15 protein-coding genes, 13 tRNA genes, 3 rRNA genes, 1 riboswitch and 1 other annotated feature are annotated in these 24,334 nt (G+C 50.5%); of the genes, 3 read left to right on the top strand and 28 right to left on the bottom strand.

Annotated features, from left to right (window positions below; genetic code table 11):
- Positions 1–31: 31 nt before the first annotated feature.
- The 4 genes from RI501_RS05625 to metK form a co-directional block, all read right to left on the bottom strand.
- Entirely contained in the window at positions 32–1,513 is a 1,482-nt protein-coding gene (locus tag RI501_RS05625) for an MDR family MFS transporter (RefSeq protein WP_313823154.1), read from the bottom strand.
- A gap of 336 nt (positions 1,514–1,849) precedes the next feature.
- On the bottom strand, positions 1,850–3,205 hold the full coding sequence (locus tag RI501_RS05620) for a M20/M25/M40 family metallo-hydrolase (RefSeq protein ID WP_313820717.1): 1,356 nt from the start codon (positions 3,203–3,205) through the stop codon (positions 1,850–1,852).
- 19 nt (positions 3,206–3,224) lie between these two features.
- On the bottom strand, positions 3,225–4,856 hold the full coding sequence (locus RI501_RS05615; RefSeq protein ID WP_313820716.1) for a peptide ABC transporter substrate-binding protein: 1,632 nt from the start codon (positions 4,854–4,856) through the stop codon (positions 3,225–3,227).
- A 73-nt stretch (positions 4,857–4,929) separates the two neighbouring features.
- Positions 4,930–5,162: a binding site (T-box leader), on the bottom strand.
- Positions 5,163–5,332: 170 nt separating this feature from the next.
- On the bottom strand, positions 5,333–6,532 hold the full coding sequence (gene metK, locus RI501_RS05610; protein ID WP_313820715.1) for a methionine adenosyltransferase: 1,200 nt from the start codon (positions 6,530–6,532) through the stop codon (positions 5,333–5,335).
- Positions 6,530–6,652: riboswitch (SMK box riboswitch) on the bottom strand. It overlaps the preceding gene by 3 nt.
- Before the next feature lie 129 nt (positions 6,653–6,781).
- Here metK and RI501_RS05605 point away from each other — a divergent pair.
- The gene (locus tag RI501_RS05605; protein ID WP_313820714.1) at positions 6,782–7,489 is read left to right on the top strand and encodes a hypothetical protein; all 708 of its coding nucleotides are present in this window, start codon (positions 6,782–6,784) and stop codon (positions 7,487–7,489) included.
- 132 nt (positions 7,490–7,621) lie between these two features.
- Complete coding sequence (locus RI501_RS05600; protein ID WP_313820713.1) at positions 7,622–7,969, top strand: hypothetical protein; 348 nt, start codon at positions 7,622–7,624, stop codon at positions 7,967–7,969.
- Between the two features lie 52 nt (positions 7,970–8,021).
- Here RI501_RS05600 and RI501_RS05595 read toward each other — a convergent pair whose 3' ends face one another.
- Positions 8,022–8,585 carry a hypothetical protein gene (locus RI501_RS05595; RefSeq protein ID WP_313820712.1) on the bottom strand — a complete coding sequence of 188 codons (564 nt, stop codon included), beginning with the start codon at positions 8,583–8,585 and terminating at the stop codon, positions 8,022–8,024.
- A gap of 323 nt (positions 8,586–8,908) precedes the next feature.
- On the opposite strand from RI501_RS05595, the gene RI501_RS05590 reads away from it, so the two are divergent.
- Entirely contained in the window at positions 8,909–9,232 is a 324-nt protein-coding gene (locus tag RI501_RS05590; RefSeq protein ID WP_313820711.1) for a heavy metal-binding domain-containing protein, read from the top strand.
- A 244-nt stretch (positions 9,233–9,476) separates the two neighbouring features.
- Here RI501_RS05590 and RI501_RS05585 read toward each other — a convergent pair.
- From RI501_RS05585 to RI501_RS05475, 23 genes are all read right to left on the bottom strand, one after another.
- Positions 9,477–9,561, bottom strand: a tRNA-Leu gene (locus RI501_RS05585).
- Positions 9,562–9,593: 32 nt separating this feature from the next.
- Positions 9,594–9,664: transfer RNA gene (locus RI501_RS05580), tRNA-Cys, on the bottom strand.
- Between the two features lie 58 nt (positions 9,665–9,722).
- Positions 9,723–9,795: transfer RNA gene (locus RI501_RS05575), tRNA-His, on the bottom strand.
- 13 nt (positions 9,796–9,808) lie between these two features.
- Positions 9,809–9,879 (bottom strand) — tRNA-Trp (locus tag RI501_RS05570).
- Between the two features lie 6 nt (positions 9,880–9,885).
- Positions 9,886–9,968, bottom strand: a tRNA-Tyr gene (locus RI501_RS05565).
- A gap of 5 nt (positions 9,969–9,973) precedes the next feature.
- Positions 9,974–10,046, bottom strand: a tRNA-Phe gene (locus RI501_RS05560).
- A 51-nt stretch (positions 10,047–10,097) separates the two neighbouring features.
- Positions 10,098–10,172: transfer RNA gene (locus tag RI501_RS05555), tRNA-Asp, on the bottom strand.
- Between the two features lie 21 nt (positions 10,173–10,193).
- Positions 10,194–10,266, bottom strand: a tRNA-Val gene (locus RI501_RS05550).
- A 4-nt stretch (positions 10,267–10,270) separates the two neighbouring features.
- Positions 10,271–10,343 (bottom strand) — tRNA-Glu (locus tag RI501_RS05545).
- A 30-nt stretch (positions 10,344–10,373) separates the two neighbouring features.
- A tRNA-Ser gene (locus RI501_RS05540) sits at positions 10,374–10,464 on the bottom strand.
- A 9-nt stretch (positions 10,465–10,473) separates the two neighbouring features.
- Positions 10,474–10,546, bottom strand: a tRNA-Asn gene (locus tag RI501_RS05535).
- Positions 10,547–10,552: 6 nt separating this feature from the next.
- Positions 10,553–10,669, bottom strand: a 5S ribosomal RNA gene (gene rrf, locus RI501_RS05530).
- A gap of 65 nt (positions 10,670–10,734) precedes the next feature.
- A 23S ribosomal RNA gene (locus RI501_RS05525) occupies positions 10,735–13,649 on the bottom strand.
- A gap of 164 nt (positions 13,650–13,813) precedes the next feature.
- Positions 13,814–13,886, bottom strand: a tRNA-Ala gene (locus RI501_RS05520).
- A 19-nt stretch (positions 13,887–13,905) separates the two neighbouring features.
- Positions 13,906–13,980: transfer RNA gene (locus RI501_RS05515), tRNA-Ile, on the bottom strand.
- Between the two features lie 86 nt (positions 13,981–14,066).
- Positions 14,067–15,632, bottom strand: a 16S ribosomal RNA gene (locus RI501_RS05510).
- Together the 16S, 23S and 5S rRNA genes with 13 tRNA genes alongside form the textbook arrangement of a ribosomal RNA operon.
- Positions 15,633–16,158: 526 nt before the next feature.
- Positions 16,159–18,222, bottom strand: a complete 2,064-nt coding sequence (locus RI501_RS05505; protein ID WP_313820710.1) for an LTA synthase family protein — start codon at positions 18,220–18,222, stop codon at positions 16,159–16,161.
- A 137-nt stretch (positions 18,223–18,359) separates the two neighbouring features.
- Positions 18,360–18,596, bottom strand: a complete 237-nt coding sequence (locus RI501_RS05500) for a YkuJ family protein (protein ID WP_057731789.1) — start codon at positions 18,594–18,596, stop codon at positions 18,360–18,362.
- 75 nt (positions 18,597–18,671) lie between these two features.
- The gene (locus RI501_RS05495; protein WP_313820709.1) at positions 18,672–19,706 is read right to left on the bottom strand and encodes a lysylphosphatidylglycerol synthase transmembrane domain-containing protein; all 1,035 of its coding nucleotides are present in this window, start codon (positions 19,704–19,706) and stop codon (positions 18,672–18,674) included.
- A 4-nt stretch (positions 19,707–19,710) separates the two neighbouring features.
- Positions 19,711–20,733: a glycosyltransferase family 4 protein gene (locus RI501_RS05490; RefSeq protein WP_313820708.1), complete on the bottom strand. Its 1,023-nt coding sequence runs from the start codon at positions 20,731–20,733 to the stop codon at positions 19,711–19,713.
- 12 nt (positions 20,734–20,745) lie between these two features.
- Complete coding sequence (locus RI501_RS05485; RefSeq protein WP_313820707.1) at positions 20,746–21,924, bottom strand: glycosyltransferase family 4 protein; 1,179 nt, start codon at positions 21,922–21,924, stop codon at positions 20,746–20,748.
- A gap of 285 nt (positions 21,925–22,209) precedes the next feature.
- Positions 22,210–23,940 (bottom strand): phosphoenolpyruvate--protein phosphotransferase, encoded by a 1,731-nt coding sequence (gene ptsP / locus RI501_RS05480; protein ID WP_313820706.1) that lies wholly within the window; start codon positions 23,938–23,940, stop codon positions 22,210–22,212.
- On the bottom strand, positions 23,940–24,206 hold the full coding sequence (locus RI501_RS05475) for a phosphocarrier protein HPr (protein WP_313820705.1): 267 nt from the start codon (positions 24,204–24,206) through the stop codon (positions 23,940–23,942). The genes ptsP and RI501_RS05475 overlap by 1 nt, the downstream gene beginning before the upstream one ends.
- Between the last annotated feature and the right edge of the window lie 128 nt (positions 24,207–24,334).

The raw sequence follows: 24,334 nt of genomic DNA, 5'->3' as shown, positions 1-24,334 counted from the left end.
TATAGCGTAACTTTTCTTAAAACGGGACTAATTACCCCTGTTTGCCGGTTAACCGTTGGGTCCCCTTCCGATCCAAAAAGTTGACCATAAAGGAAATCACAATCAAAATTACGGCCGCGATAAAGATGACGTGCAATCCCTGATACAGGATGCCGTGAAGTGTGGGCAACAGGTCACTCGGTAAACTTTTAGCGGTCTGCGGGTTGATCAGCTGATTCATCATGGTCAGGCTGGTTCCCTTGTGTGTTGCCACACCGCGAGCCATGGCCAGATTCATGATGATCCCAAAGACGGAGATCATGATGGTCTGCCCCAGCGTCCGCGAAAGGGTGTTAAACGAGGTGGCCACCCCGACGTCTTCGACCGGCACCTGGCTCTGAACGGTCACGGTCGTGGTGGTAATGGTAATCCCAAAACCGGTCCCACAGATGGCCGCAATCACGAAGAAGCACCAGAATGGCGTGGTCATCGGTACAAAGGCCATCAATAAGCCACCCACCAAAATGAAGCTCAGACTGATATTGATAATTTGGTACGGTGTATGCTTGAGCATTAAGCGGCCGGCGATAAACGAGCCCACGATCCACATCAACGAACTGGGCGTGATGGCAAATCCGGCCTGAGAAGCCAAGAGACCTAACAAGCCCTGAGTCCAGGTTGGGAGATAGACTTCAAAGCCCATCAAGAACCCACTCACCAACGCGGCAATCAGATTTTGAATCACGAAGGTCCGGTTCTTAAACAAGGTTAACGGGATCAACGGGTCGGCCGTGCGCTTTTCCTGGCGCAAGAACAGCCAGAAGGCGAGCACCGTGACCACCAAGCCGGCGACGACCCAGGCGACGCTGAGCTGCCCGTTTCCCAAGAGCTGGAACGTCAGCATCAGGGCTAATAAGCCCACGGACAGCCAGAGACTCCCGCCCCAATCCATGGTGAATGGTTTACGCTCGAAGTTGTCGTCCAAGAAAAACCAGATTAACAACACCGTAATAATCCCAATCGGAATGTTAATAAAGAAAATCCAGTGCCAACTCAACTGGTCGACGATAAAGCCCCCCAGTAATGGCGCGACCACGGCGGCAATCCCCCAAGCCGACCCGTTCAGGCCCATGACCCGGGCCCGTTGCTCGACCGGATAGATATCCGCCAAGATGGTAAAGGACACCGGCATGATCGCCCCGGCCCCGATCCCTTGCAAGGCACGCCAGGCAATCAAGGTCTCCATACTATGGGATAACCCGGACAGTGTCGATCCCACAATAAAGATCAATAACCCGGCTAAAAAGATTGACTTACGACCGACCGTATCGGCCAATTTACCGTAAATCGGCGTGGCTAACGCGTTAGTCAGTAAAAAGATTGAGAAGACCCAGTTCATCAGGGCCACCCCGTGTAGGTCCCCAACGATTGTTGGCATGGCCGTGGACACGATGGTTCCCTCGATAGCCGACATGAAGGTCGCGACGAAGACGGCCCCCGTGACGACCCCAACGTTAGTGTGTTGCTTACTCATCATTCAAAAAAATCCTCCTACCGTTGGCCCGCCACAACGTTTTTCAGTAGTCAAAAATACCTACCGCCCAAGTTTGTTTCAAACTGTCCTTAATTATCCGGGGTTCCGTTTCAAATTACAAGCCCTTTGCTTGATAATTTTTACCGTTAGCACCAGATAAGAGTGGGATAAAAGGCGGTTAGCTGGCGAGCATTAACGTCGTAAGGCAGATCATCCTAGGCCTGGATTGTCTGTCTTACGGGGTTAAGCGGAACCAGCTGCCTTTTGGCGCACGTTTCGACACCAGATATTCGGAAACGAAAAAAGTCTGAGATTTTGGTCCCAGACTCATCGTCATCAAGCTTCCGTTCCAAACGCCGTGAGGAGCTTAGCGGTATACAAGGCCGCCTGCTGGTAGTCGGCGACCCGCACGTTCTCGTTAGGTGCGTGGGGACCGGAGCCCGCCCAGGTACTGCCCACCGCGACGATGGGGGCCTGCACAGCGGCGAAGAAGGGGGCTTGCGGCCCGGTACCAGCCATGTTAGGTACCAACCGGACCCGGTCACCGTAAACCTCGTGGGCCGTTTGCACGGCGGCTTTCACGAACGGTGCGGTCAGGTCGGAACGAAACGGCGCTTCCCCCAGTAGGTAGGTTACCTGAACGTCGGCAAACCCATTCCGGCCGAGCTGATCACGAATCAACTGGGCCTGACGCTGCGGATCTTGCCCCGGCACTAACCGACAATCGACCTTGGCCGTGGCGGTCTTCGGAATCACGGTCTTGACCCCTGCGCCCTCGTAACCACTCGATAACCCGTTGATGGTCATCGTGGTGCCGTTAACCAATTCAGTCACCGGGTCAGCCGTCACGAACGGCCGCTTGAGGCCAAAGTGCCGTTGGACTACCTCACCATTGAAGGTCATCGCGGCCACGGCTTGTTGTTCGGCTGGACTCAACGGTCGAATATCGTCGTAGAACCCGGCGACCTTGATCCGGTTATCGGCGGTACGTAGGGACGCCAACGCTTGCGTCAACCGCCAGGCCGCATTGTCGGCGTAGGCCCCCAAGGAGGAATGCAGGTCCTTGTCCGCTGTGGTCACACTAAGTTCTAGACATAGGATGCCCTTGGCACCACAGGTCACCTGAAAGTTCTCGTCGGCGTCCTTACCGCCGGTTTCCCAAACCACAGCGTCAGCGGCTAAATCGGTGGCGTGCTGCTGGGTCATCTGAGGAATATGGCGACTCCCAATTTCCTCTTCCCCCTCGACCACGAATTTCAGGTTGCAGGGTAAGCCACCGCTCGCTTGCAGGGCCTTGACGACCGATAACCGTAGCATTAATTCTCCTTTATCATCAGCAATCCCCCGCGCATAATAACGGCCGTCTTGTTCGGTCAGGGTAAAGGGATCGGTCTGCCATTCGGCTAAAGGTTCGGGTGGCTGTACGTCGTAGTGATTATAAAACAGTAATGTCCGGTCGGCGTTACCGTGCGGGCCAGCCGCTAAGGTAGCGAAGACAAACGGGTTGCTGCCCGCTACGTCACGCCAAACCTGGACTTGGGCGCCTAACGCTTCAAATTCGTGGGTCAAAAAGTCGACGGTGGCAGCGATCCCCCGGTTCTGTGCGGAAACGGTCTGGAGCTTGAGGTAGGCGGCCAACCGGTCACGGTCGGCGGCTAGCGCGGCGGTCACCGCGGTGGTTAAAGCTGACATCTAATCATCCTTTCAAAAATTATTTCCAGTAAGCGTAACGGTATTGTGCGGCCAGATTATAGGTTGAATAGTGGATCCCGCCCACTTTATCACTGACCAGATTGACTTGTGACTGCTGATATAGGGGGTTGAAGATTCCGAGTTGCATCCCGCGTCGATTGGCCTGTTTGAGGAGTGCCATTCGCTTCTTGGTGTTCGTTTCCTGGGTCGCCCGGGTCATCAGCTGGTTATATTGCCGATCATTATAGTTCGAGAAGTTGATGGAGTTGCCCTTTTCCAGCAGGTTCAGGTTATTCGTCGGATCCGGTTCATCCCCGGTCCACCCGAACATCGCCACGTCAAAGTTCTGTTTGAACATCTTATTGATTTCCTGTTGTAACGGTACCGCCGTGATGGTGACCTTCAACCCTGGCATGTCCTTTTCCCACTGACTTTGGATATATTCTGCCACGTTTTTAGAGCCATCGGTATCGTTACTCAGGAGATTGATGGTTTGATTGCCGCCACCCAATTCCTTTTTTGCCTTGGCCCATAGGCGTTTGGCTTGCGCATCGTTATGCTTGGTATAATTCCCCGTGCTGACCGCAAAATCTTGATTACCATTATTCGGATCGGTTGTCACCCCCTGGGCAACTAGGTTTAATAACGGCTTGGACCCGTCCTGATTAACCTTTTGCGTCAACTGCTCACGGTTCAAGGCGACATTGGCCGCCTTGCGGAAATTCGCATTGGCGCCTAGTCGGTTCTGCTGATTAAAGTATTGCAGTGAGACCGCGGTCGTTAGGGTCGTGCGCAGTTGCTTGGCCAATTTGGCATTATTTTTAACGCCCGGAACGGCACTCCCACTGATAGCCGTCTCTTGAACTTTCCCGGCGGCAAACAGTTTTTCGGCGGTAGAGGAATCCTTCACGACCTGCACGTTAATCTGCTTGAGCCGGACACTCTTAGCGGCGTAATATTTGGGATTCTTAACGTATTCCCAAGTGGTCTTGGTCCCGTTCCACTTCTTCAACACGTACGGGCCGTTCGCCGCCACGCGATCCGAATTGGTGCCGTATTTGGCGCCATACTTCTTAACCAATTTTCGATTAACCGGTAAATATTCGGTGGCCGCTTCATAGTTAAACGAGGGGTTCAACTGACTTAACGTGATTTGTAACTTGTACTTGCCCAGGGCCTTGACCCCTAAAGCCGAGGGTTGCTTCTTCCCGTTTTGCACGGCCGCATAATTTTTAAAACTAGCAAAGCGGTTCGCGTACTGAGCCTTGGTGGTAGGGTCAACCTGACGGCGAAAGGACGTCACAAAGTCTTGCGCCGTGACGGCATCCCCGTTACTCCACTTGGCATCATGGCGTAAAGTCAGCGTATACGTTTTGCCCTGGTTAGTTGGTTTAACCACTTTCGTCGCCATTCCCGCAACGACCTGCCCACGATTATTCAGCCGGTATAGGCCCTCTGTGGTTTGCTTCATCATGTAACCGGAATAGGCATCCGTGGCCTTGTTCGGATCAGCCGTCTGCATTTCGGAAGCCATGGTCACGTTTAGCGCTTTGCTTTGCTCCTGATTGGCGGAAGATGATTGCCCGCAGCCAGCTAAGCCACTAATCGCCACCGCCACCCCCATTAGTCTTAATGCCACTCGTTTGTTCATCGACAATCCCTCCTAATCCTCGCTTCCAATTTCGGTAAACGCCAAAAAGCGCCCTGAATAAAGTTCTGCCTTTACTCAGGACGCTCCCGCGCGGTACCACCTGTTTTGCGACCCGTTCCGGGCCACCACTTCACGTACGGCCAATGGCGATACGCTAGCACGATAATGGGTGCCACCAGCACGGTTACTGTCGTTTCACCGCGTAACTCCGAAGTGATTTTCACGCCTTTAATCTGTCTCCCCTCGCACCCACCGGGAGTCGCTTGTCCAGAACCAAGTCGCTACTGTCTTCATCAACGTTATTTTTGTTGCGATTGATGTGTTTTAGATTAAATATTGATGAGAGATATGTCAAGCTTATTTTCATTATATTTTAATTTTAGGGGGTTTATCTACGCTTTTTAAACGAAAACCAGCTCATTAAAAAAAGCGCCAACCACCGACAAGTTATCAGTGGCTAGCGCCAATTAATTGAATTAAGCTTGATCGGCCTTCAAAGCCGCCTTTAAAGCATCAACCTTGTCCAGGTGTTCCCATGGCAAGTCAATGTCGGTCCGGCCAAAGTGACCGTAAGCCGCCGTCTGCTTGTAGATGGGCCGCTTCAAATCCAGCATTTGAATAATCCCGGCTGGACGTAAGTCGAAGATTTGCCGCACGGCAGCAGCGAGCTTACTCTCGGCCACCTTGCCCGTCCCAAAAGTATCGATGGACACGGAAACGGGTTCCGCCACCCCAATCGCGTAGGCAATTTGAACCTCACACTTTTGAGCCAAATCGGCCGCCACGATATTCTTGGCGATGTACCGGGCGGCGTAACTAGCTGACCGGTCCACCTTAGTGGCGTCCTTACCGGAGAAGGCCCCGCCACCGTGACGAGCAGCCCCACCGTAGGTATCCACGATAATCTTACGACCGGTTAGCCCGGCATCCCCTTGGGGACCACCAATGACGAAACGGCCGGTCGGGTTGATGAAGTACTTGGTTTTCTCGTCCAACAATTCGGCCGGAATCGTGGCCTTCACAACCTGTTCAATCACGTCCTGACGAATCTGATCCAACGTCACGTCGGGATCATGTTGGGTACTTAGGACCACCGTGTCGACGCGTAACGGCTTGTCGTTGTCGTCGTATTCTACCGTGACCTCTGCCTTGGCATCCGGCCGCAGATAAGGGATTGTCCCGTCTTTACGCAACTTAGCAATTCGCCGCATCAGCGCATGACTTAACGTGATGGGCAGCGGCATGTATTCGGGCGTTTCGTTGACCGCATAGCCAAACATCAACCCCTGATCGCCGGCCCCAATCTTATCGAGCGGATCGCCGTCGCCTTCCCGTGTTTCCAAGGAATCATCGACCCCTTGGGCAATGTCGGGAGACTGTTCGTCGATGGCCACTAAGACGGCACAGTTATCGCCATCAAAGCCGTATTGACCGTCGGTGTAGCCGATTTCCTTGATGGTTTGCCGAACAACCTTTTGGATGTCGACGTAGGCTTTGGTCGAGATTTCACCAAAAACCAAGACTAACCCCGTGGTGACGGACGTTTCACAGGCCACCCGTGAATCGGGGTCCTGGGCTAACAACGCATCCAAGATCGCGTCACTGATCTGATCAGCAATCTTATCCGGATGTCCTTCAGAAACGGATTCCGAAGTAAATAAATGTCTTTCTTGCACTTGAATATTCCCCCTAGCTATAGTGGACGTCAGAGTTGACCGATAATCTCAACGTCGTTCGGTTACAAGGCAGCTTCACGGTCACCCGTGAATCCTATCGGGAATTGACTCATAACTTAAGCAGTTTAACACAAATCTCGGCGACTGACAAAGATGTCCCGGACAAAATTAGCGAGTAACCGTTGACCCCGCCAGCCACAACCACTATGATGAAAGATAACTTTAACTTTGTCGAAATGGAGCGATTCCATGGCCTATCTCACGGCTTTTATCAAGAATCGGACGGTACAACAACTCGTCATCTTTACCGCCTGTCAAAACTTACTTTGGTGGTTGGTGGGGTCGACCGCCTCTACGGGTACCCCACTGGCTTGGAACGTCAAACTCTGCCTGGTCGGCTACGGGGGCTTAGTGGCCGCCGGCTATTTTCTGATTTTACGCCACCGTTTTCACTCAACCATCGGTCCCATCCTGGTAGTGGCCGCGGCCACGCTGGGACTGCTCGCCGCCCCTAGTGAGCACCTGATTCAGCTCTTTGCGATCTTACTATGCGTTTTTTTGGTGCTGACCTACATCCCCCAATTAGGACTTCAATCAGTCTATGGGCTGATTGTTTTTAGTTGTCTCGCGGCTTGCGGGGTGCCCGTGATTTTATTTCTGTTGCGTAATCACTATCTGTCCAGCCAATTTTTGGTCACCTTGCTTCCGATTATTGCCAGCTACCTCGCCCTGTTCGAAAACTACTATTTGCTAGCAGATCTCGATTGGCGCTTGACCTTGATCACCCCCGCCATCTTTGCCCTGACCACGTTGTTGCTGGCCTTTTCTTGGGCCGGGGTTCTGGCCATTCTGTTGGTTGGGGGCCACTGGTGGTTACAACGGCATCTAAAGAGCCACTACCAACTGGTCATCACCGGGGTCGTTCAGGTGCTCGTCGGTTATTTGGTGCTCAAATAACGTTAGGGACTTAACCTTTCTGACCGCAGACCAGCAGACTTTAAAGTTTCGCTAAGCCCGGGGTTCGGACATGAGTTCTCCGACGGAAATATGCTAGAATGAAGCATCATCTCGTAATGGAGGAACCCATACATGCCTGAAATCAAAGTGGTGGGCGATATTCGCAGTGGCAAGTACCAACCCACCCTGACTGGCAACGCCATCGTGGACGCTGCGTTAATCGACCATTTCTGTCAACAGCTCGCAGCCGCCTTGCATCTACCGGGACAACGAATCCAAGCTGAACACCACTGGGATCAAACCGTTGATAACCAGACTATCTACATTATTGATAACCGGATCTGGCGAGCCAGTGCCACTCCGGGCGATCATCATAATGTGATTACGGTGTCGGGGAGTGATCTCCAACGGGGCCGCATCACGGCCGCCTATCACCGGTTACTCAACGTGTTACCCCACCCGTCTACCACCAATAATTGACGCAACCAACCTGACCTATTCGTCCGGCTGGTTGCGTTTTTTGGTGGGGTTACTACGTATAGTCATGAATGGCTAAGAACCCCTGTTGGAGCCAAACGGCATGGGGACTTAGTTGCTGTTGAAGGTGCATTAAGCCATCCACCCAAGCCATTTCTTGACCGTGTACCCAAATTTGATTTTTCTCCCAGTAAAGATGATGGGCCTGCACCGTATAGATTCGCTGTATTTTACAACCGAGTTGCCGGTAGTTTAAAGTCTCTAACACGGTCCCTTGTGCCACCGGCTGCCGATGAACCTGATCCAGGTGTTCAACCGTATAGGTCCGTTTTCGGTGAGAACCGTGCTCCACAACCGCTAATTGATAGGTCAGGTTCACTCGTTCTCCCAAAAACTGCCCTACCGTTCCAAAGAAGTTACGTCGAAAATGGGTTAACCCCGTGACATCTTGGAAAAATAACCGCTGCTGTTGATAAGGAGCCAGTGGGCCTAAAACATCTTCTAATTGCTGAATAACACGTCGTTGAATCGCGTTAACCATGAAAAAACGCTCTAATAATTGACGTTGCTGTTCCGTTAAGGGCTGCCGCCCAGGAAAGTGATCTTCGTACCGACTCATTGTTCGCTTCCTTTCAGTGGTAACCCTTAGCGGCTATCCACTGAAGACTATATCATATAACATTCACTAATAACACTAGTGATTATTAATCAATCGTCTGGTCTAGTTGTGCGTTTTTTCCGCAAAGGGATCGTGATTTTTCATGGAATATTCAAGATAACGGTCGCAAATTGAATAAATAGTTAGTTTAATGTGAATTGGACCAAAACTATCAATAACAATTTTTATGAAATTCTTTTGGTACTTTTTGTTTGGTCGCCAAACTTGTGCTCCGTAGCCAATACCGGTATATTATGGTTAGTTAAGTTGAAGGAGGAACTAGCATGTCAGTAACTATTTTAGTGACCACCACCGAACATATTCCTGGCCACGATTACGAGGTACTCGGTGAGGTATTTGGCCTAACCACGCAGTCCAAAAACGTGATTCGCAACCTGGGCGCGTCCCTGAAGAACGTTGTCGGCGGTGAAATTAAGGACTACACCAAGATGTTAGACGAAGCCCGCAATATTGCTGTCGATCGGTTAAAGCAAAACGCCGCCGACATGGGAGCTGATGCCGTTGTCATGATGCGCTTTGATTCCGGGTCAATTGGGACGGACATGCAATCCGTTGCCGCTTACGGTACCGCTGTTAAGTATCGTTAGACCTGTTTCTATTGAACAAGCTATGCCCGATGACCCCTGCTAAGAGCGGCTCATCGGGTATTTTTGGACTTCTGTCTCATAACCTTAAATTGAGCCTAGTGCGGCCGTTCTCTCGCTTATTGCCCCCTAATCTGTTATCAGTGAGCATCGGCGGGACAAGGCGACATTCTTTTGGATAACAAAAAAAGTAGCTTATGCGTTAATCACACATAAGCTACTTTTGCAGACGAGGTGTTACTTCTGATACCGGAGGTGGGGTTCGAACCCACACGTCCTCAACGGACACTGGATTTTGAGTCCAGCGCGTCTGCCAGTTCCGCCACTCCGGCAAAAAATATTTGATTGGATACACCCAAGTCAAAGGTGGTAATCGGATTCGAACCGACGATGAAGGTTTTGCAGACCTCTGCCTTACCACTTGGCTATACCACCATAATCGTCTATCCAATCTGACTGGACCAACAATCCTCAGAAAATGCCCCAATCATAGGGCGGTATGTGGGAATCGAACCCACGCGTGCCGGAACCACAATCCGGTGTGTTAACCCCTTCACCAATACCGCCATAACATTACAACAGGGATAGTAGGAATTGAACCCACACCGACGGTTTTGGAGACCGTAGTTCTACCTTTAAACTATATCCCTATATGATGGAGGGGAGTGGATTCGAACCACCGAACCCGAAGGAGCGGATTTACAGTCCGCCGCGTTTAGCCAGACTTCGCTACCCCTCCATAAATGGCGCGGGACGGAATCGAACCGCCGACACATGGAGCTTCAATCCATTGCTCTACCGACTGAGCTACCGAGCCATTTCACCATTCATGTAATGTTGTTGTGTTAAATTAATAATAACATAACAACGGTCCGTACGAGACTCGAACTCGTGATCTCCTGCGTGACAGGCAGGCGTCCTAAACCAACTAGACCAACGGACCATAATAAAGTTATGTTACCAATGGAGGATACAGGGCTCGAACCTGTGACCCTCTGCTTGTAAGGCAGACGCTCTCCCAACTGAGCTAATCCTCCAAAATGACCCGTACGGGATTCGAACCCATGTTACCGCCGTGAAAGGGCGGTGTCTTAAACCACTTGACCAACGGGTCATGATAAAATCATGATGATACATCTGACAACGGAGAGTGAGGGATTCGAACCCTCGAAACAGGTTAGTACCCGTTTACAGCATTTCCAATGCTGCTCCTTCAGCCGCTCGGACAACTCTCCACTATAAAGCTCCGGCAGGCGGGCTCGAACCGTCGACAACCTGATTAACAGTCAGGTGCTCTACCAACTGAGCTATGCCGGAATAATCGCGTGGCAACGTCCTATCCTTGCAGGGGGCGATCCCCCAACTACTATCGGCGTGCTGAAGCTTAACTTCTGTGTTCGGCATGGGAACAGGTGTATCCTTCAGGCTATCGCCACCACACTATTGAGAGCTTATTCCCTCAAAACTAGATATTACCAATTGATTTTCTTTGAGAACACCACTACTTGGTTAAGTCCTCGACCGATTAGTATTGGTCCGCTGCACACCTCACGGTGCTGCCACTTCCAACCTATCTACCTGATCATCTCTCAGGGGTCTTACTTCCATAAAGGAATGGGAAATCTCATCTTGAGGCGAGTTTCACACTTAGATGCTTTCAGCGTTTATCTCATCCATACATAGCTACCCAGCGATGCGCCTGGCGGCACAACTGGTACACCAGAGGTATGTCCATCCCGGTCCTCTCGTACTAAGGACAGCTCCTCTCAAATTTCCTACGCCCGCGACGGATAGGGACCGAACTGTCTCACGACGTTCTGAACCCAGCTCGCGTACCGCTTTAATGGGCGAACAGCCCAACCCTTGGGACCGACTACAGCCCCAGGATGCGATGAGCCGACATCGAGGTGCCAAACCTCCCCGTCGATGTGGACTCTTGGGGGAGATAAGCCTGTTATCCCCAGGGTAGCTTTTATCCGTTGAGCGATGGCCCTTCCATACGGTACCACCGGATCACTAAGCCCGACTTTCGTCCCTGCTCGACCTGTCTGTCTCGCAGTCAAGCTCCCTTCTGCCTTTACACTCGTCGAATGATTTCCAACCATTCTGAGGGAACCTTTGGGCGCCTCCGTTACTTTTTAGGAGGCGACCGCCCCAGTCAAACTGCCCACCTGACACTGTCTCCCGCCACGATAAGTGGCGCGGGTTAGAGTGTTCACACAGCGAGGGTCGTATCCCACCAACGCCTCCATCGAAACTAGCGTTCCGATATCTACGGCTCCGACCTATCCTGTACAAGCTGTGTCAACACCCAATATCAAGCTACAGTAAAGCTCCATGGGGTCTTTCCGTCCTGTCGCGGGTAACCTGCATCTTCACAGGTAATATAATTTCACCGAGTCTCTCGTTGAGACAGTGCCCAGATCGTTACGCCTTTCGTGCGGGTCGGAACTTACCCGACAAGGAATTTCGCTACCTTAGGACCGTTATAGTTACGGCCGCCGTTTACTGGGGCTTCATTTCTGGGCTTCGCCGAAGCTAACTCATCCACTTAACCTTCCAGCACCGGGCAGGCGTCAGCCCCTATACTTCATCTTACGATTTTGCAGAAACCTGTGTTTTTGATAAACAGTCGCCTGGGCCTTTTCACTGCGGCTACACTTGCGTGTAGCACCCCTTCTCCCGAAGTTACGGGGTCATTTTGCCGAGTTCCTTAACGAGAGTTCACTCGCTCACCTTAGGATACTCTCCTCGACTACCTGTGTCGGTTTGCGGTACGGGTAATTAATATCTAACTAGAAGCTTTTCTCGGCAGTGTGACATGGAGCACTTCCCTACTAAAATTCGGTCCTCATCACGCCTTGTCCTTAGCGATAAGCATTTGACTCATCACCAGACTTGACGCTTGAACGCACATTTCCAATCGTGCGCTTGCTTTAGCCTCCTGCGTCCCTCCATCGTTCAAACAATATTAACTAGTACAGGAATATCAACCTGTTATCCATCGCTTACGCCTTACGGCCTCAGCTTAGGTCCCGACTAACCCTGGGAGGACGAGCCTTCCCCAGGAAACCTTAGTCATTCGGTGGATCAGATTCTCACTGATCTTTCGCTACTCATACCGGCATTCTCACTTCTAAGCGCTCCACTAGTCCTTGCGATCTAGCTTCGTCGCCCTTAGAACGCTCTCCTATCACGCGACATAGTCGCGTCCACAATTTCGGTAATGTGCTTAGCCCCGGTATATTTTCGGCGCAGAGTCACTCGGCTAGTGAGCTATTACGCACTCTTTAAATGGTGGCTGCTTCTGAGCCAACATCCTAGCTGTCTATGCAATTCCACATCCTTTTCCACTTAGCACATATTTAGGGACCTTAATTGGTGGTCTGGGCTGTTCCCCTTTCGACGGTGGATCTTATCACTCATCGTCTGACTCCCGGATATAAATCTGTGGCATTCGGAGTTTATCTGAATTCAGTAACCCATGACGGGCCCCTAGTCCAAACAGTGGCTCTACCTCCACGATTCTAAATCCGAGGCTAACCCTAAAGCTATTTCGGAGAGAACCAGCTATCTCCAAGTTCGTTTGGAATTTCACCGCTACCCACACCTCATCCCAGCATTTTTCAACATACACGGGTTCGGTCCTCCAGTGCGCTTTACCGCACCTTCAACCTGGACATGGGTAGGTCACCTGGTTTCGGGTCTACGTCAACTTACTGAAACGCCCGTTTCAGACTCGCTTTCGCTACGGCTCCGGTCTTAACACCTTAACCTTGCAAATTAACGTAACTCGCCGGTTCATTCTACAAAAGGCACGCTATCACCCATTAACGGGCTCTAACTAATTGTAGGCACATGGTTTCAGGAACTATTTCACTCCCCTTCCGGGGTGCTTTTCACCTTTCCCTCACGGTACTGGTTCACTATCGGTCACTAGGGAGTATTTAGCCTTGGGAGATGGTCCTCCCGGATTCCGACCAGGTTTCACGTGTCTGGCCGTACTCAGGATCCTGAACTGAGGGTTAACGATTTCACCTACGGGGGTATCACCCGCTCTGCCACACCTTCCCAGATGTTTCGGTTATCCTTAACTTTGGTAACTCAAATGTTCAGTCCTACAACCCCACCGAGCAAACTCGATGGTTTGGGCTGTTCCCCGTTCGCTCGCCGCTACTTAGGGAATTGATTTTTCTTTCTCTTCCTGTGGGTACTTAGATGTTTCAGTTCCCCACGTCTGCCTCAACTTGAGTATGTATTCGTCAAGTTGTAATCATCGGTAAAGATGATTGGGTTTCCCCATTCGGAAATCTCCGGATCAAAGCTTACGTACAGCTCCCCGAAGCATATCGGTGTTAGTCCCGTCCTTCATCGGCTCCTAGTACCAAGGCATTCACCATGCGCCCTTCATAACTTAACCTAACGGTCACTTCGTGACCGCTGATTAATTGAGTATTAGCGAATAAACTAATTAAAAAACTCAAAATAAACGCGGTGTTCTCGGTTTAATTATCTTTAATAATTAAAGGAAAATAATTGATAATATCTAGTTTTCAAAGAACAAACTTGATGCTCTCGCATCAATGGAGAATAACGGGATCGAACCGTTGACCCCCTGCTTGCAAAGCAGGTGCTCTCCCATCTGAGCTAATTCCCCATATCGACCTTACGGTCAATGGGCATAAATGGACTCGAACCATCGACCTCACGCTTATCAGGCGTGCGCTCTAAACCAGCTGAGCTATACGCCCAAAAAAGCACATAAGGTTTGAGGGTAGACCCCTCAAAACTGACCATTGTTCCGACAAAGTATGTGTAGCCTCCGTATATTCCTTAGAAAGGAGGTGATCCAGCCGCAGGTTCTCCTACGGCTACCTTGTTACGACTTCACCCTAATCATCTGTCCCACCTTAGACGGCTGGCTCCCGAAGGTTACCCCACCGGCTTTGGGTGTTACAAACTCTCATGGTGTGACGGGCGGTGTGTACAAGGCCCGGGAACGTATTCACCGCGGCATGCTGATCCGCGATTACTAGCGATTCCAACTTCATGTAGGCGAGTTGCAGCCTACAATCCGAACTGAGAACGGCTTTAAGAGATTAGCTTGGCCTCACGACTTCGCAACTCGTTGTACCGTCCATTGTAGCACGTGTGTAGCCCAGGTCATAAGGGGCATGATGATTTGACGTCATCCCCACCTTCCTCCGGTTTGTCACCGGCAGTCTCACCAGAGTGCCCAACTGAATGCTGGCAACTGATAATAAGGGTTGCGCTCGTTGCGGGACTTAACCCAACATCTCACGACACGAGCTGACGACAACCATGCACCACCTGTCATTCTGTCCCCGAAGGGAACGTCTTATCTCTAAGATTGGCAGAAGATGTCAAGACCTGGTAAGGTTCTTCGCGTAGCTTCGAATTAAACCACATGCTCCACCGCTTGTGCGGGCCCCCGTCAATTCCTTTGAGTTTCAACCTTGCGGTCGTACTCCCCAGGCGGAGTGCTTAATGCGTTAGCTGCAGCACTGAAGGGCGGAAACCCTCCAACACTTAGCACTCATCGTTTACGGCATGGACTACCAGGGTATCTAATCCTGTTCGCTACCCATGCTTTCGAGCCTCAGCGTCAGTTACAGACTAGACAGCCGCCTTCGCCACTGGTGTTCTTCCATATATCTACGCATTCCACCGCTACACATGGAGTTCCACTGTCCTCTTCTGCACTCAAGTTACCCAGTTTCCGATGCACTTCTTCGGTTAAGCCGAAGGCTTTCACATCAGACTTAAGTAACCGCCTGCGCTCGCTTTACGCCCAATAAATCCGGACAACGCTTGCCACCTACGTATTACCGCGGCTGCTGGCACGTAGTTAGCCGTGGCTTTCTGGTCGAATACCGTCACGATGTCAACAGTTACTCTGACACCCGTTCTTCTTCAACAACAGAGTTTTACGAGCCGAAACCCTTCTTCACTCACGCGGCATTGCTCCATCAGACTTTCGTCCATTGTGGAAGATTCCCTACTGCTGCCTCCCGTAGGAGTCTGGGCCGTGTCTCAGTCCCAATGTGGCCGATTACCCTCTCAGGTCGGCTACGCATCATCGCCTTGGTGGGCCTTTACCTCACCAACTAGCTAATGCGCCGCGGAACCATCCAGAAGTGATAGCCGAAGCCACCTTTCAAACAAAAACCATGCGGTTTTTGTTGTTATACGGTATTAGCACCTGTTTCCAAGTGTTATCCCCTGCTTCTGGGCAGGTTTTCCACGTGTTACTCACCAGTTCGCCACTCGTTCCAATGTTGAAATCAGTGCAAGCACGTCAATCAACGGGAACTCGTTCGACTTGCATGTATTAGGCATGCCGCCAGCGTTCGTCCTGAGCCAGGATCAAACTCTCATCTTAAAAGATGATAAGCTCGAATAGCTCATCGATTGTTGTTACATTTTTAAAGCGAATTGACTTCGCAAATATTGTTTGGGTTTGAACCTAAATCCAAACCGCCCTACACATATTTGGTTTGTCGAAACAATGTTCAGTTTTCAAAGGTCTACCAAGTTGTCATAAGAAGCAATTGCTTCGTGACAACTTTTAAAGTATATCATGTCGATAATATCGTGTCAACAACTTTTTAAACATTATTTTGAATAAATATTAAATGTTTTGCGAAGAAATTGAATAAATATTCTCAACAACGGTTACTATCATAACAATTATCCAACCGACCGTCAAGCCTTTTTTTAAATTGTTAATCAAGGGATGTTGCCGTTGCCATCACGTTTGTTTCCGTAAATGACAACAGAAATTAGTTTACCAATATCTCCGTCCGGGGTCAAGCAAAAACTGAATATTTACTGAAATTAATTTCAGCTACAGACTGTTAACCACACAAAAGCCCGCCATCACTAGGATAGCAGGCCTTAATTACGACTTATTTGAGTTCTGGAGCATCCGTCTTGTAGTCCGAAACGGTACTCTTACCGTCATGCTTAGCCAAGACACTGGTCTTTTCTTCCTTCTGTGCCTCAGCCAGTTTTTCCATGGCTGGTTTGTACTTATAGGTAAAGCTACTCTTATTAACCTTAGTAAAGCCCTTAGGTGTGTAGAACCGCAAGAGATCCCCATAAATCACCCGGTCAGACAGCGAGAGTTCCGTCGTCACGTGGTTTTGCAGTTGATCGACCTGCTTTTTCTGCGCACTAGTTAATTTCAGCACCTTCCCCGTCTGGGTATCATACACGGTACCCCCGATCTTGGTATAGGTTGGTGAGACAAAGTTCCCGTTTCTAAACGCAACGGTCTGATTCCGGTTCTTGGCCAACAAATCTTGACCAAACTGAATCGTATTGGTGTTCTTCACCCCTAAGAGATCTAACAAGGTTGGCAAGACATCAATTTCGCCACCGTACGTATGGTTGATGCCCCCCTTGAGACCCTCCGCATGAATCATCAGCGGAACCTTCTGGAATTGGGCTAAATCAAAATTAGTAACCTTGCTCTTCCCCAACAGTTGGGCAATGGCCGGTCGGTGGTTGTTAGAAATTCCATAGTGATCCCCGTAAGCCAAGATCACACTATTCTTATAGAGCCCCACCTTTTTGAGGTAACTGATGAATTCCGCAAACGCCTGGTCCAGATAATGGGCCGTTTGGACGTACGGATCGACCGTCTTGTCCCCGGTCTTAGTGGCCGGAAAGTCGACGTTCTTCTTATCTAACTCGTACGGGTAGTGGTTGGTCAACGTAATGATCTTCGCGTAGAACGGTTGCGGCAACTGTTCGATATACTTCGCCGAATCGCGTAAGAAGATCTTATCCTTTAACCCGTAACCGACACTGTACCCCGCCTTTTGCTGATAATAGCTCGAACTAAAGAAGTACTGGTAACCCCACGACTTATAGGTGTTGTCTCGGTTCCAAAAGCTTGGAACATCCCCGTGAAAGGCCGCGGTACTATACCCGCCCTCTTGGCTCAGGATAGCGGGTGCCGCCTGGAACGTGTTTTGCGTCCCGTAAGTCGTCATGGCTGACCCCTGCGGCAACCCAAAGAGCGAGTTTTCCAACATCATTTCAGCGTCGGACGTCTTCCCTTGGGCCACCTGATTATAGAAGTTATCAAACGACAGGGTATGTTGATTATGGTAGAACTTATTCAGCGTCGGGGTAACTTCCTTCCCGTCCACCTTATAATCCAATAGGAATTGCTGGAAACTCTCCAAGTGAATGATAAAGACGTTCTTGCCCTTTTCCTTTCCATAATAGGAAACGTTGGGACTCACGCGGTTTTGCTTTAGGTACTTCAAGACACTCTTCATATCACTGGCGTTCGCACTAGCTCGGGTGGCGCTTTCCTTTTGCGTCTGATAGGCGTTAAAGGCCGCATACTCGTTTAACCCGAGGTACTTAACAATATAATTATTGTCAAACGTCCGGGTTAGCAGCCCGGAACGATCAGCGTTAGCCATGCCGAACTCCGCAAACATTAACCCAAACGACAACACCGAAATGGTGAACGCGTAGCGCCGTTTAAACGGCCGCGGATCAATGCGAATCACGTGGGTTAGGAGCAACCCGATCAAGATAATTAAATCGAGATACACAAAAAAATCATACAGGTGGGTAATCTGCGCGAGACTCTTACCCAGGTTGTTTTGGACGTCGCTAGAGCCCTTCATGATCCCGAACGACAGGAAATCCGAGAATTCCCGGTAATAGACGACGTTCGCGAAAATCCAAGTCGACTCTAAGAAGTCAATAATCAGCATCAGCCAATACGCCAACCGCCCCCGAAAGTATAACGCGATCCCAAAGATGAGTAACGCGGCGGGAATGGGGTTAATCAGCAATAAGAACTGCTGCACGCTCCCCTTGGCTCCCAGTGTAAATTCGGTTTGGTAGGCAATGTACGTCTTAATCCAAAATAAAACGACGATCAAGAGGAAGAACCCCATACGGGTATTCACCCAGTTCATCCTTCGTTTAACAAAGTTTGCCATGAGACTGCCTCCACAAAATAATTAACATTACTCCAGTATAACGGATAGCGCTGGGTAATCAATTCTAACGGGCAACCTTTGGAAAAATTCAACTTTTCAGCCTATAAAAAAACAAAACTATGGCACCCATAGTTTTGTTAGTTATCCGTCAATAAATCAAATAATTCGATAGCCACTAAATCAATGTTATCAAACTCGAAGGTCGTTTCCGGATTGTGTTCGGTTAACGTATAAGTCTTGTTCGCCGCGTTGTAAACCACTGTGGCTTGTTCAACGCCTTCCTTTTCGAATCGACGGGGTTGTGGCTCGTCGGTGGCATCCTCTTGCATCGCCTTTAAGCGATTGATGATGCCAATCAGTTGAGATTCTTCCATGATTGGTCCCCTTTCTGAGCTTCACTATGATTTTACCAAACTTAGGGGCAGATGACACGCCTTAATCCAAAAAACTCACAGATTTGTGGGGCCACTTTCCTCAACAACCTTGTCCGGTTTAATCACCATCGCCACCAGACCGGTCAACATTCCGAAGTAGTAAGTCAATAACCGCCACAAGATCATGGCCAAGACCAGCTTACTGTTCGACGCAATGTAGCTTTTAAAAATCATCTCAAAACTGTACTCGGCCCCCCCAGAGCCCCCCGGAATGGGGAATAGGGAGATCACCATCACAATCAGGACGTGCATACTGGTGACCATCACGATATTGGCCGTGGTGTAACCTAAGGCCAGCATGATAAAGTACGGAATCAAGTAGTAGAACAACAGCTGAAAAAACGTGATCACGAAGACCCGTAGCATCAGCTTGCCCTTCCCACTAATCCGCACACTCTCGGCATAAAACGAATCGATTTTACTATCAATGTTAGCCGCCATCCGCTCATAACGGGCCGGCTTCATGAACCAGTGCATCGGGTAGAGAACCACCGCCACGGCTCGCTTGGTGAAGGCGTGCCAGAACATCACCATCAACAGCCCAATGATGACGGCCAGGTGAATGGTGAAGCCAAACACCACCAACCAGGCTAACGCATGCAGCTTATCCTGGATGTAGTGGAAGCCAATCACCAACGCAATCAAGAAATTGATCACGATCATCGATTGAAAGACCACGAACTTCATCAATAAAATGGAGCTGGCCTTCCCCGCATCAACTCCCGTTTGCATCAGCGCGATCAGTTGTGCCGGCTGCCCGCCGGACGAAAACGGGGTAATCCCGTTGAAGAGCTGTTCCACCGCCGGAATCCGCAGGGCGTCTTTGAACGAAAAGCCCTCGATTCTGTCGGAGATGAAGACCTTAACGATCACGGCCTCCAGCCCCAGATACAGCAACATGCACACAACGGCCACGCCAAACCACCAAAAATTAATATGCACAAAATCGTTAATCAACACGGGGAACTTAATGTCCCGTAACGAATACGCAAAGATGACAATCCCGAGGAGCAGCATCAACGTCAAAACCCATTTATTTCGTCGTGTCATCGCACTACCCCTCTTTTGCTTGTTGCTGGTAGAAGTCCCGCCAAATCTGAGTGAGGTGCTCCTCCGAATAATGGTCAGCCGCCGCCAAACTGCGCTGGTGCCAGTGTTCTAGGGCTGCCGCATCATGGGGTAAGCTGGTTAATAACTGATCCATCTCCGCATAGTCCTTAGCGGGTTGGTAATCGCCGGCGATGATGGCTTGATACAAATCCAACTCGCGGAGCAACACCGGCGTCCCCGTACTGAAGGCCTCCAAGACCGACATCGGAAAGAGTTCGTTAAAGGACGGTAGCAAGAATAAATCGGCTAAATTATAATAGTCTACCAATTTATCCCGATCAACGATCCCCGGAAAACTCAAATTAGCCGGGGGATTATCCACCACCCGTTTGAGTTCCGCATAGCCATCGGTAATCCGACCAAACGAAAAACCGCCCGCCCAGATGAACTGAATCTCCGGGTGATGTTCGGCCAACTTGATAAAGTCAAAGAGCCCTTTACGTTCCTGGATTTGCCCAATGCCTAACACCGTAAACTTAGTGGCGGGATAGTCGTATTGTTGGCGCAACGCCTGTTTTTGCGCCGCATCAACCGGATAAAATTCCTGGCGACTCACAAAGTTGGGGATATAAGTAATTCGATTCTCTGGAATCCCATAGGCCACTAACTTAGGAATAAACGTGGGATTGACCACCACAATATGGTCCATTCGCCGGTAAAAGGCAATCACATATTTATAAAAAATCCCCCGAAAAGGTTGGGGAATCTTGAGACTGCCCTCTAGCGTTTCTGGCAAAAAATGGACGTAGCCAATCTTGCGACCCCGTCCGGGCAAAAACGTCGATAAGTAATAGGAAAAGTTAATCGTATGGTAGTGCGTCAAATCCGCCCGTCCATACTGGTTAACGGTCACCGTAAACTCCTGTGATAATCGGGTTTTAAGCAGGTTCATGAGCTCGTTATACGCGCTGCCGACCCCCTGACCCTTCACCGAATCCGCGGCGGAAAACATGTTGATTTTTAACATTCAAGTACTCCTCTAATTACTGAAATCCGGGGTGTCTTCGTGCGCTTGTTCGTAACTGACCTGCGCATCCCGGTAAAAATTAATGATGCGTTGGCCAAACGTATCCGCAGAAATCTCGGACAGCTTGCGGGCCAGCAGGTCAGGATCCTGTTCATCATCCCCGTGTAACAGGTAATCGATCACATTTTTGATCATATCGTCCGGATCCTTAAAGGTCACTCCCAGGGCCCGACTCGACAACAGTTCGTCGGTATACGGACTGGTCATGACCACGATCTTGGTTCCGGCCGCCATGGCTTCAATGTAGGTTAGTCCCTGAGACTCAGAATCCGACGACGATAAGAAGACGTTGGCCATGTGGTAGTACCGAAAGACATCGTCGTTGTTAACCTCCCCGGTGAAGGACACGTGGTCCGTCAACTGAGCGTCTTTAACCTGTTGTTCCAAGTCTTCACGTGCCGGCCCATCCCCGACAATCAGGAGTTGCGCGTTGGGCACCTGGGCCAAGATCTTAGGCATGGCCGCAATACTAGCGGTGATGTTCTTCTCGTAAGCCAACCGACTTAAGGATAAGATGACCGGCGTATCGGGCGCAAAGCCTAACTTTCGCCGCAGATCCGCAGTATCCGGTTGTTCATATTGGTGCAGGTTGACCCCCGTAGGAATCACCCGAATCGGCGCCTTAACGCCATAGTCACTCAGCGTGGTCAGTACCCGATCACTGGGTGCCACCACGCCGGTTAAATGGTAACAAAAAGCCAGCGTCCCTTGTTTAACGTGGACGGGTTTTAAAATTTTGCCGTTCGCCACGTAATGTAAATAGTCCTCATACATGGTGTGGTAAGTGTGTAGACACGGAATCTCTAAGTTCCGGGCGACAAACTTACCGATCCACCCCATCGAAAATTCCGTCTGAGTGTGGACGATATCAAGATTTAATTCCTTTGCGATTTGGTAGGCTTGAAAGAGTCCCCGTACGGCAATCCGCCGGTCCGTAAACGATACGAAGGGAATGCTTGAAAAACGAAAAACGTTGCGTTCATAGACATTCCGCTCCACGTGCGGGTCGGTGGTCGTAAAGATATACACCTGATGCCCCTGCTTTTCCAACTGGTCCCGCAGCGTCTTGATGGACGTTGCAACCCCGCTTACTTGAGGGAAATAGGTATCCGTAAATATGCCGATATTCATTGCCAATCCCCCTTGTATCTGGCTATGTTCAAAGTTTTTGGCGCCATGTGTTATACAATCATCACAATTATATGGGTTTGCCTAGATGATTGCAAACCACAACCAGTATCCGACCCAAATAAACGGGGGTAAGCCCCCACCCGGATGCAAAAAACAGCAAGGTAATTCTCAATTTATCGAGAATTGCCTTGCTGCTTTAACCATTTATTCTTAGGTACCGCCGCATGAACGGTGCCGCAACGTGCCCCAAGGGCCGCCGGCGCCGCGCTTGTCTAACCGATCGGCTTAAGTTAAGAGTCCCGGCACCGCCGCTTGAACCATCGTAATGACCTCTTGGCTGGTGCTGGCCTGGTTCAGCGTCGTTTCCACCAATCCCTGCAGGTCGTGAGCGCTTAATTGCCCAATGAGCCGCCGAGTCTTGGCAATGGCCCCCGCACTCATCGAGAACTCGTCCAGCCCCATCCCCAAGAGTAACGGTACGGCGATCGGATCGCCGGCCATCTCGCCACACATGGCCACCGGAATTCCCGCACCGTACGCCGCCGCAATCACCCGGTTAACCAACCGTAAGATTGCGGGATGGTACGGTTGGTAAAGGTAGGCCACGTCCTGATTAGTTCGGTCGGCCGCCATGGTGTAGCCAATCAAATCGTTGGTCCCAATGCTCATGAAGTCTACTTCCTGGGCAAAACGATCGGCTAATAGGGCCGCCGCGGGAACCTCAACCATCATGCCAATCTTAATCTCTCCCAGCGGGACCTGCGCCACCGTTAGCTTCGATCGTTCGTCGTCATAGATCGCCTTGGCCTGCCGAAATTCATCAAGCGTGGTAATCATGGGAAACATGATCCGCAGTTTGCCGAAGGCCGAGGCCCGCAGTAACGCTCGCAATTGACTTCGGAAGATTTGCTGATGCGTTAGGCTCTGGCGAATGGCTCGGGTCCCCATGAAGGGGTTGGTCTCCGGTTTAGATTGAAGATACGGTAACGGCTTATCACCACCGACATCTAGGGTTCGAATCACCACCGGTCGCGGCGCCATGGCCGCTAAGACCCGCTGGTAGGTGGCAAACTGTTGGTCCTCACTCGGCAGCCGGTTGGCGTCCATATAGAGAAACTCCGTCCGCATCAGCCCCACGGCTTCGGCATCGTGCTGCAAGACGCCGGGTAAGTCGTTGACCGTCCCAATATTGGCGGCCACCGTCACCCCGACCCCGTCCTTACTAACCGTGCCGTGATGCTGCGATTGACTCAAATGCTTCAAGTTAGCCGCTCGTTCATGCATCGCCGCTTGGGCCGTTGCTAATTCGTCAGCGTCAGGGGCAACCACGACTTGCCCCCGGGTGCCATTCAAAATGACCATATCGCCGTTAGCCAACCGCTCCGTGGCGTGCTGGGTTCCCACCACCGCGGGAATGGCCATTGAACGCGCCAAAATCGACGAATGCGACGTCCGGCCACCCAAATCGGTCACGAACCCTAAGATATTGTGCGGGTTAATCGCAACCGCATTCCGGGGAATCAAATCGTGGGTGACCACGATGACCGGCTGATTGATTAACGCTAAATCCGGTAGACTGACCTGTAAGAGGTGGGCGGTCACCCGCTTCGTCACGGCGCGTAAATCCGTCAGTCGTTCTTGTATATACGGATTATCCGTGAGGCCCTTAAATGCCGCTTCACGTACCCGAACCACCGCGGTCAAAGCTGCTTCGGCGTTAATCCGCTGTTGCCGAATCCGTTGTTCGACCGCCGTGATCAATTCCGGGTCCTGGAGCAAATCAATGTGCGTACTAAAAACCTGGGCACTATCAGCACCCAGGTTTTTAGTCGCACGAGTTTTAATTGTCTCAACATCGGAGACGGCTGCTTCAAGGGCCCGATGGAATCGATTTAATTCGTAATCCAGATTAGTGATTGCCCGCTGTTGGACGGTTAACTGTGGGTCGACCAAGCGATAAACCTGACCACACACAATTCCGTCACTCGCGGCAATTCCCTTGAGCATCGCTCTCATTAGTCAGACAAGCCCTCTTTTTTCAGCGTTTCAGCAACGGCAGTCATGGCATCGGCTTCGTCGTCACCGTCCGTCGTAATCGTAATGTCGGCGTTTTGACCAACACCCAAAGACATAACGCCCATGATGGACTTTAAGTTAACGGACTTGTCTTGGTATTGTAAGCTAACTTCAGAGTTGAACTTACTTGCTGCTTGTACCAATAAAGTGGCGGGACGGGCGTGGATCCCCGTTTCTGCCGTAATATGAAATTCGCGTTTTTCCATAATTGATCGATCTCCTTTAAGCTTCGGTTGATAATTTAGCGAACGCAGCGTCTTTTGATCTTGCGCATTGATCAAACAACCATTCGACGCAACGTCTACCTACTTAGAATATCAATCTTGCCTTTAAA

It is taken from the genome of Levilactobacillus zymae (assembly GCF_032190635.1).
GTDB classification, from domain to species: domain Bacteria; phylum Bacillota; class Bacilli; order Lactobacillales; family Lactobacillaceae; genus Levilactobacillus; species Levilactobacillus zymae_A.
The sequence above is the reverse complement of the archived record's forward strand: the minus strand, read 5'-3'. Positions and strand labels throughout refer to the sequence as shown.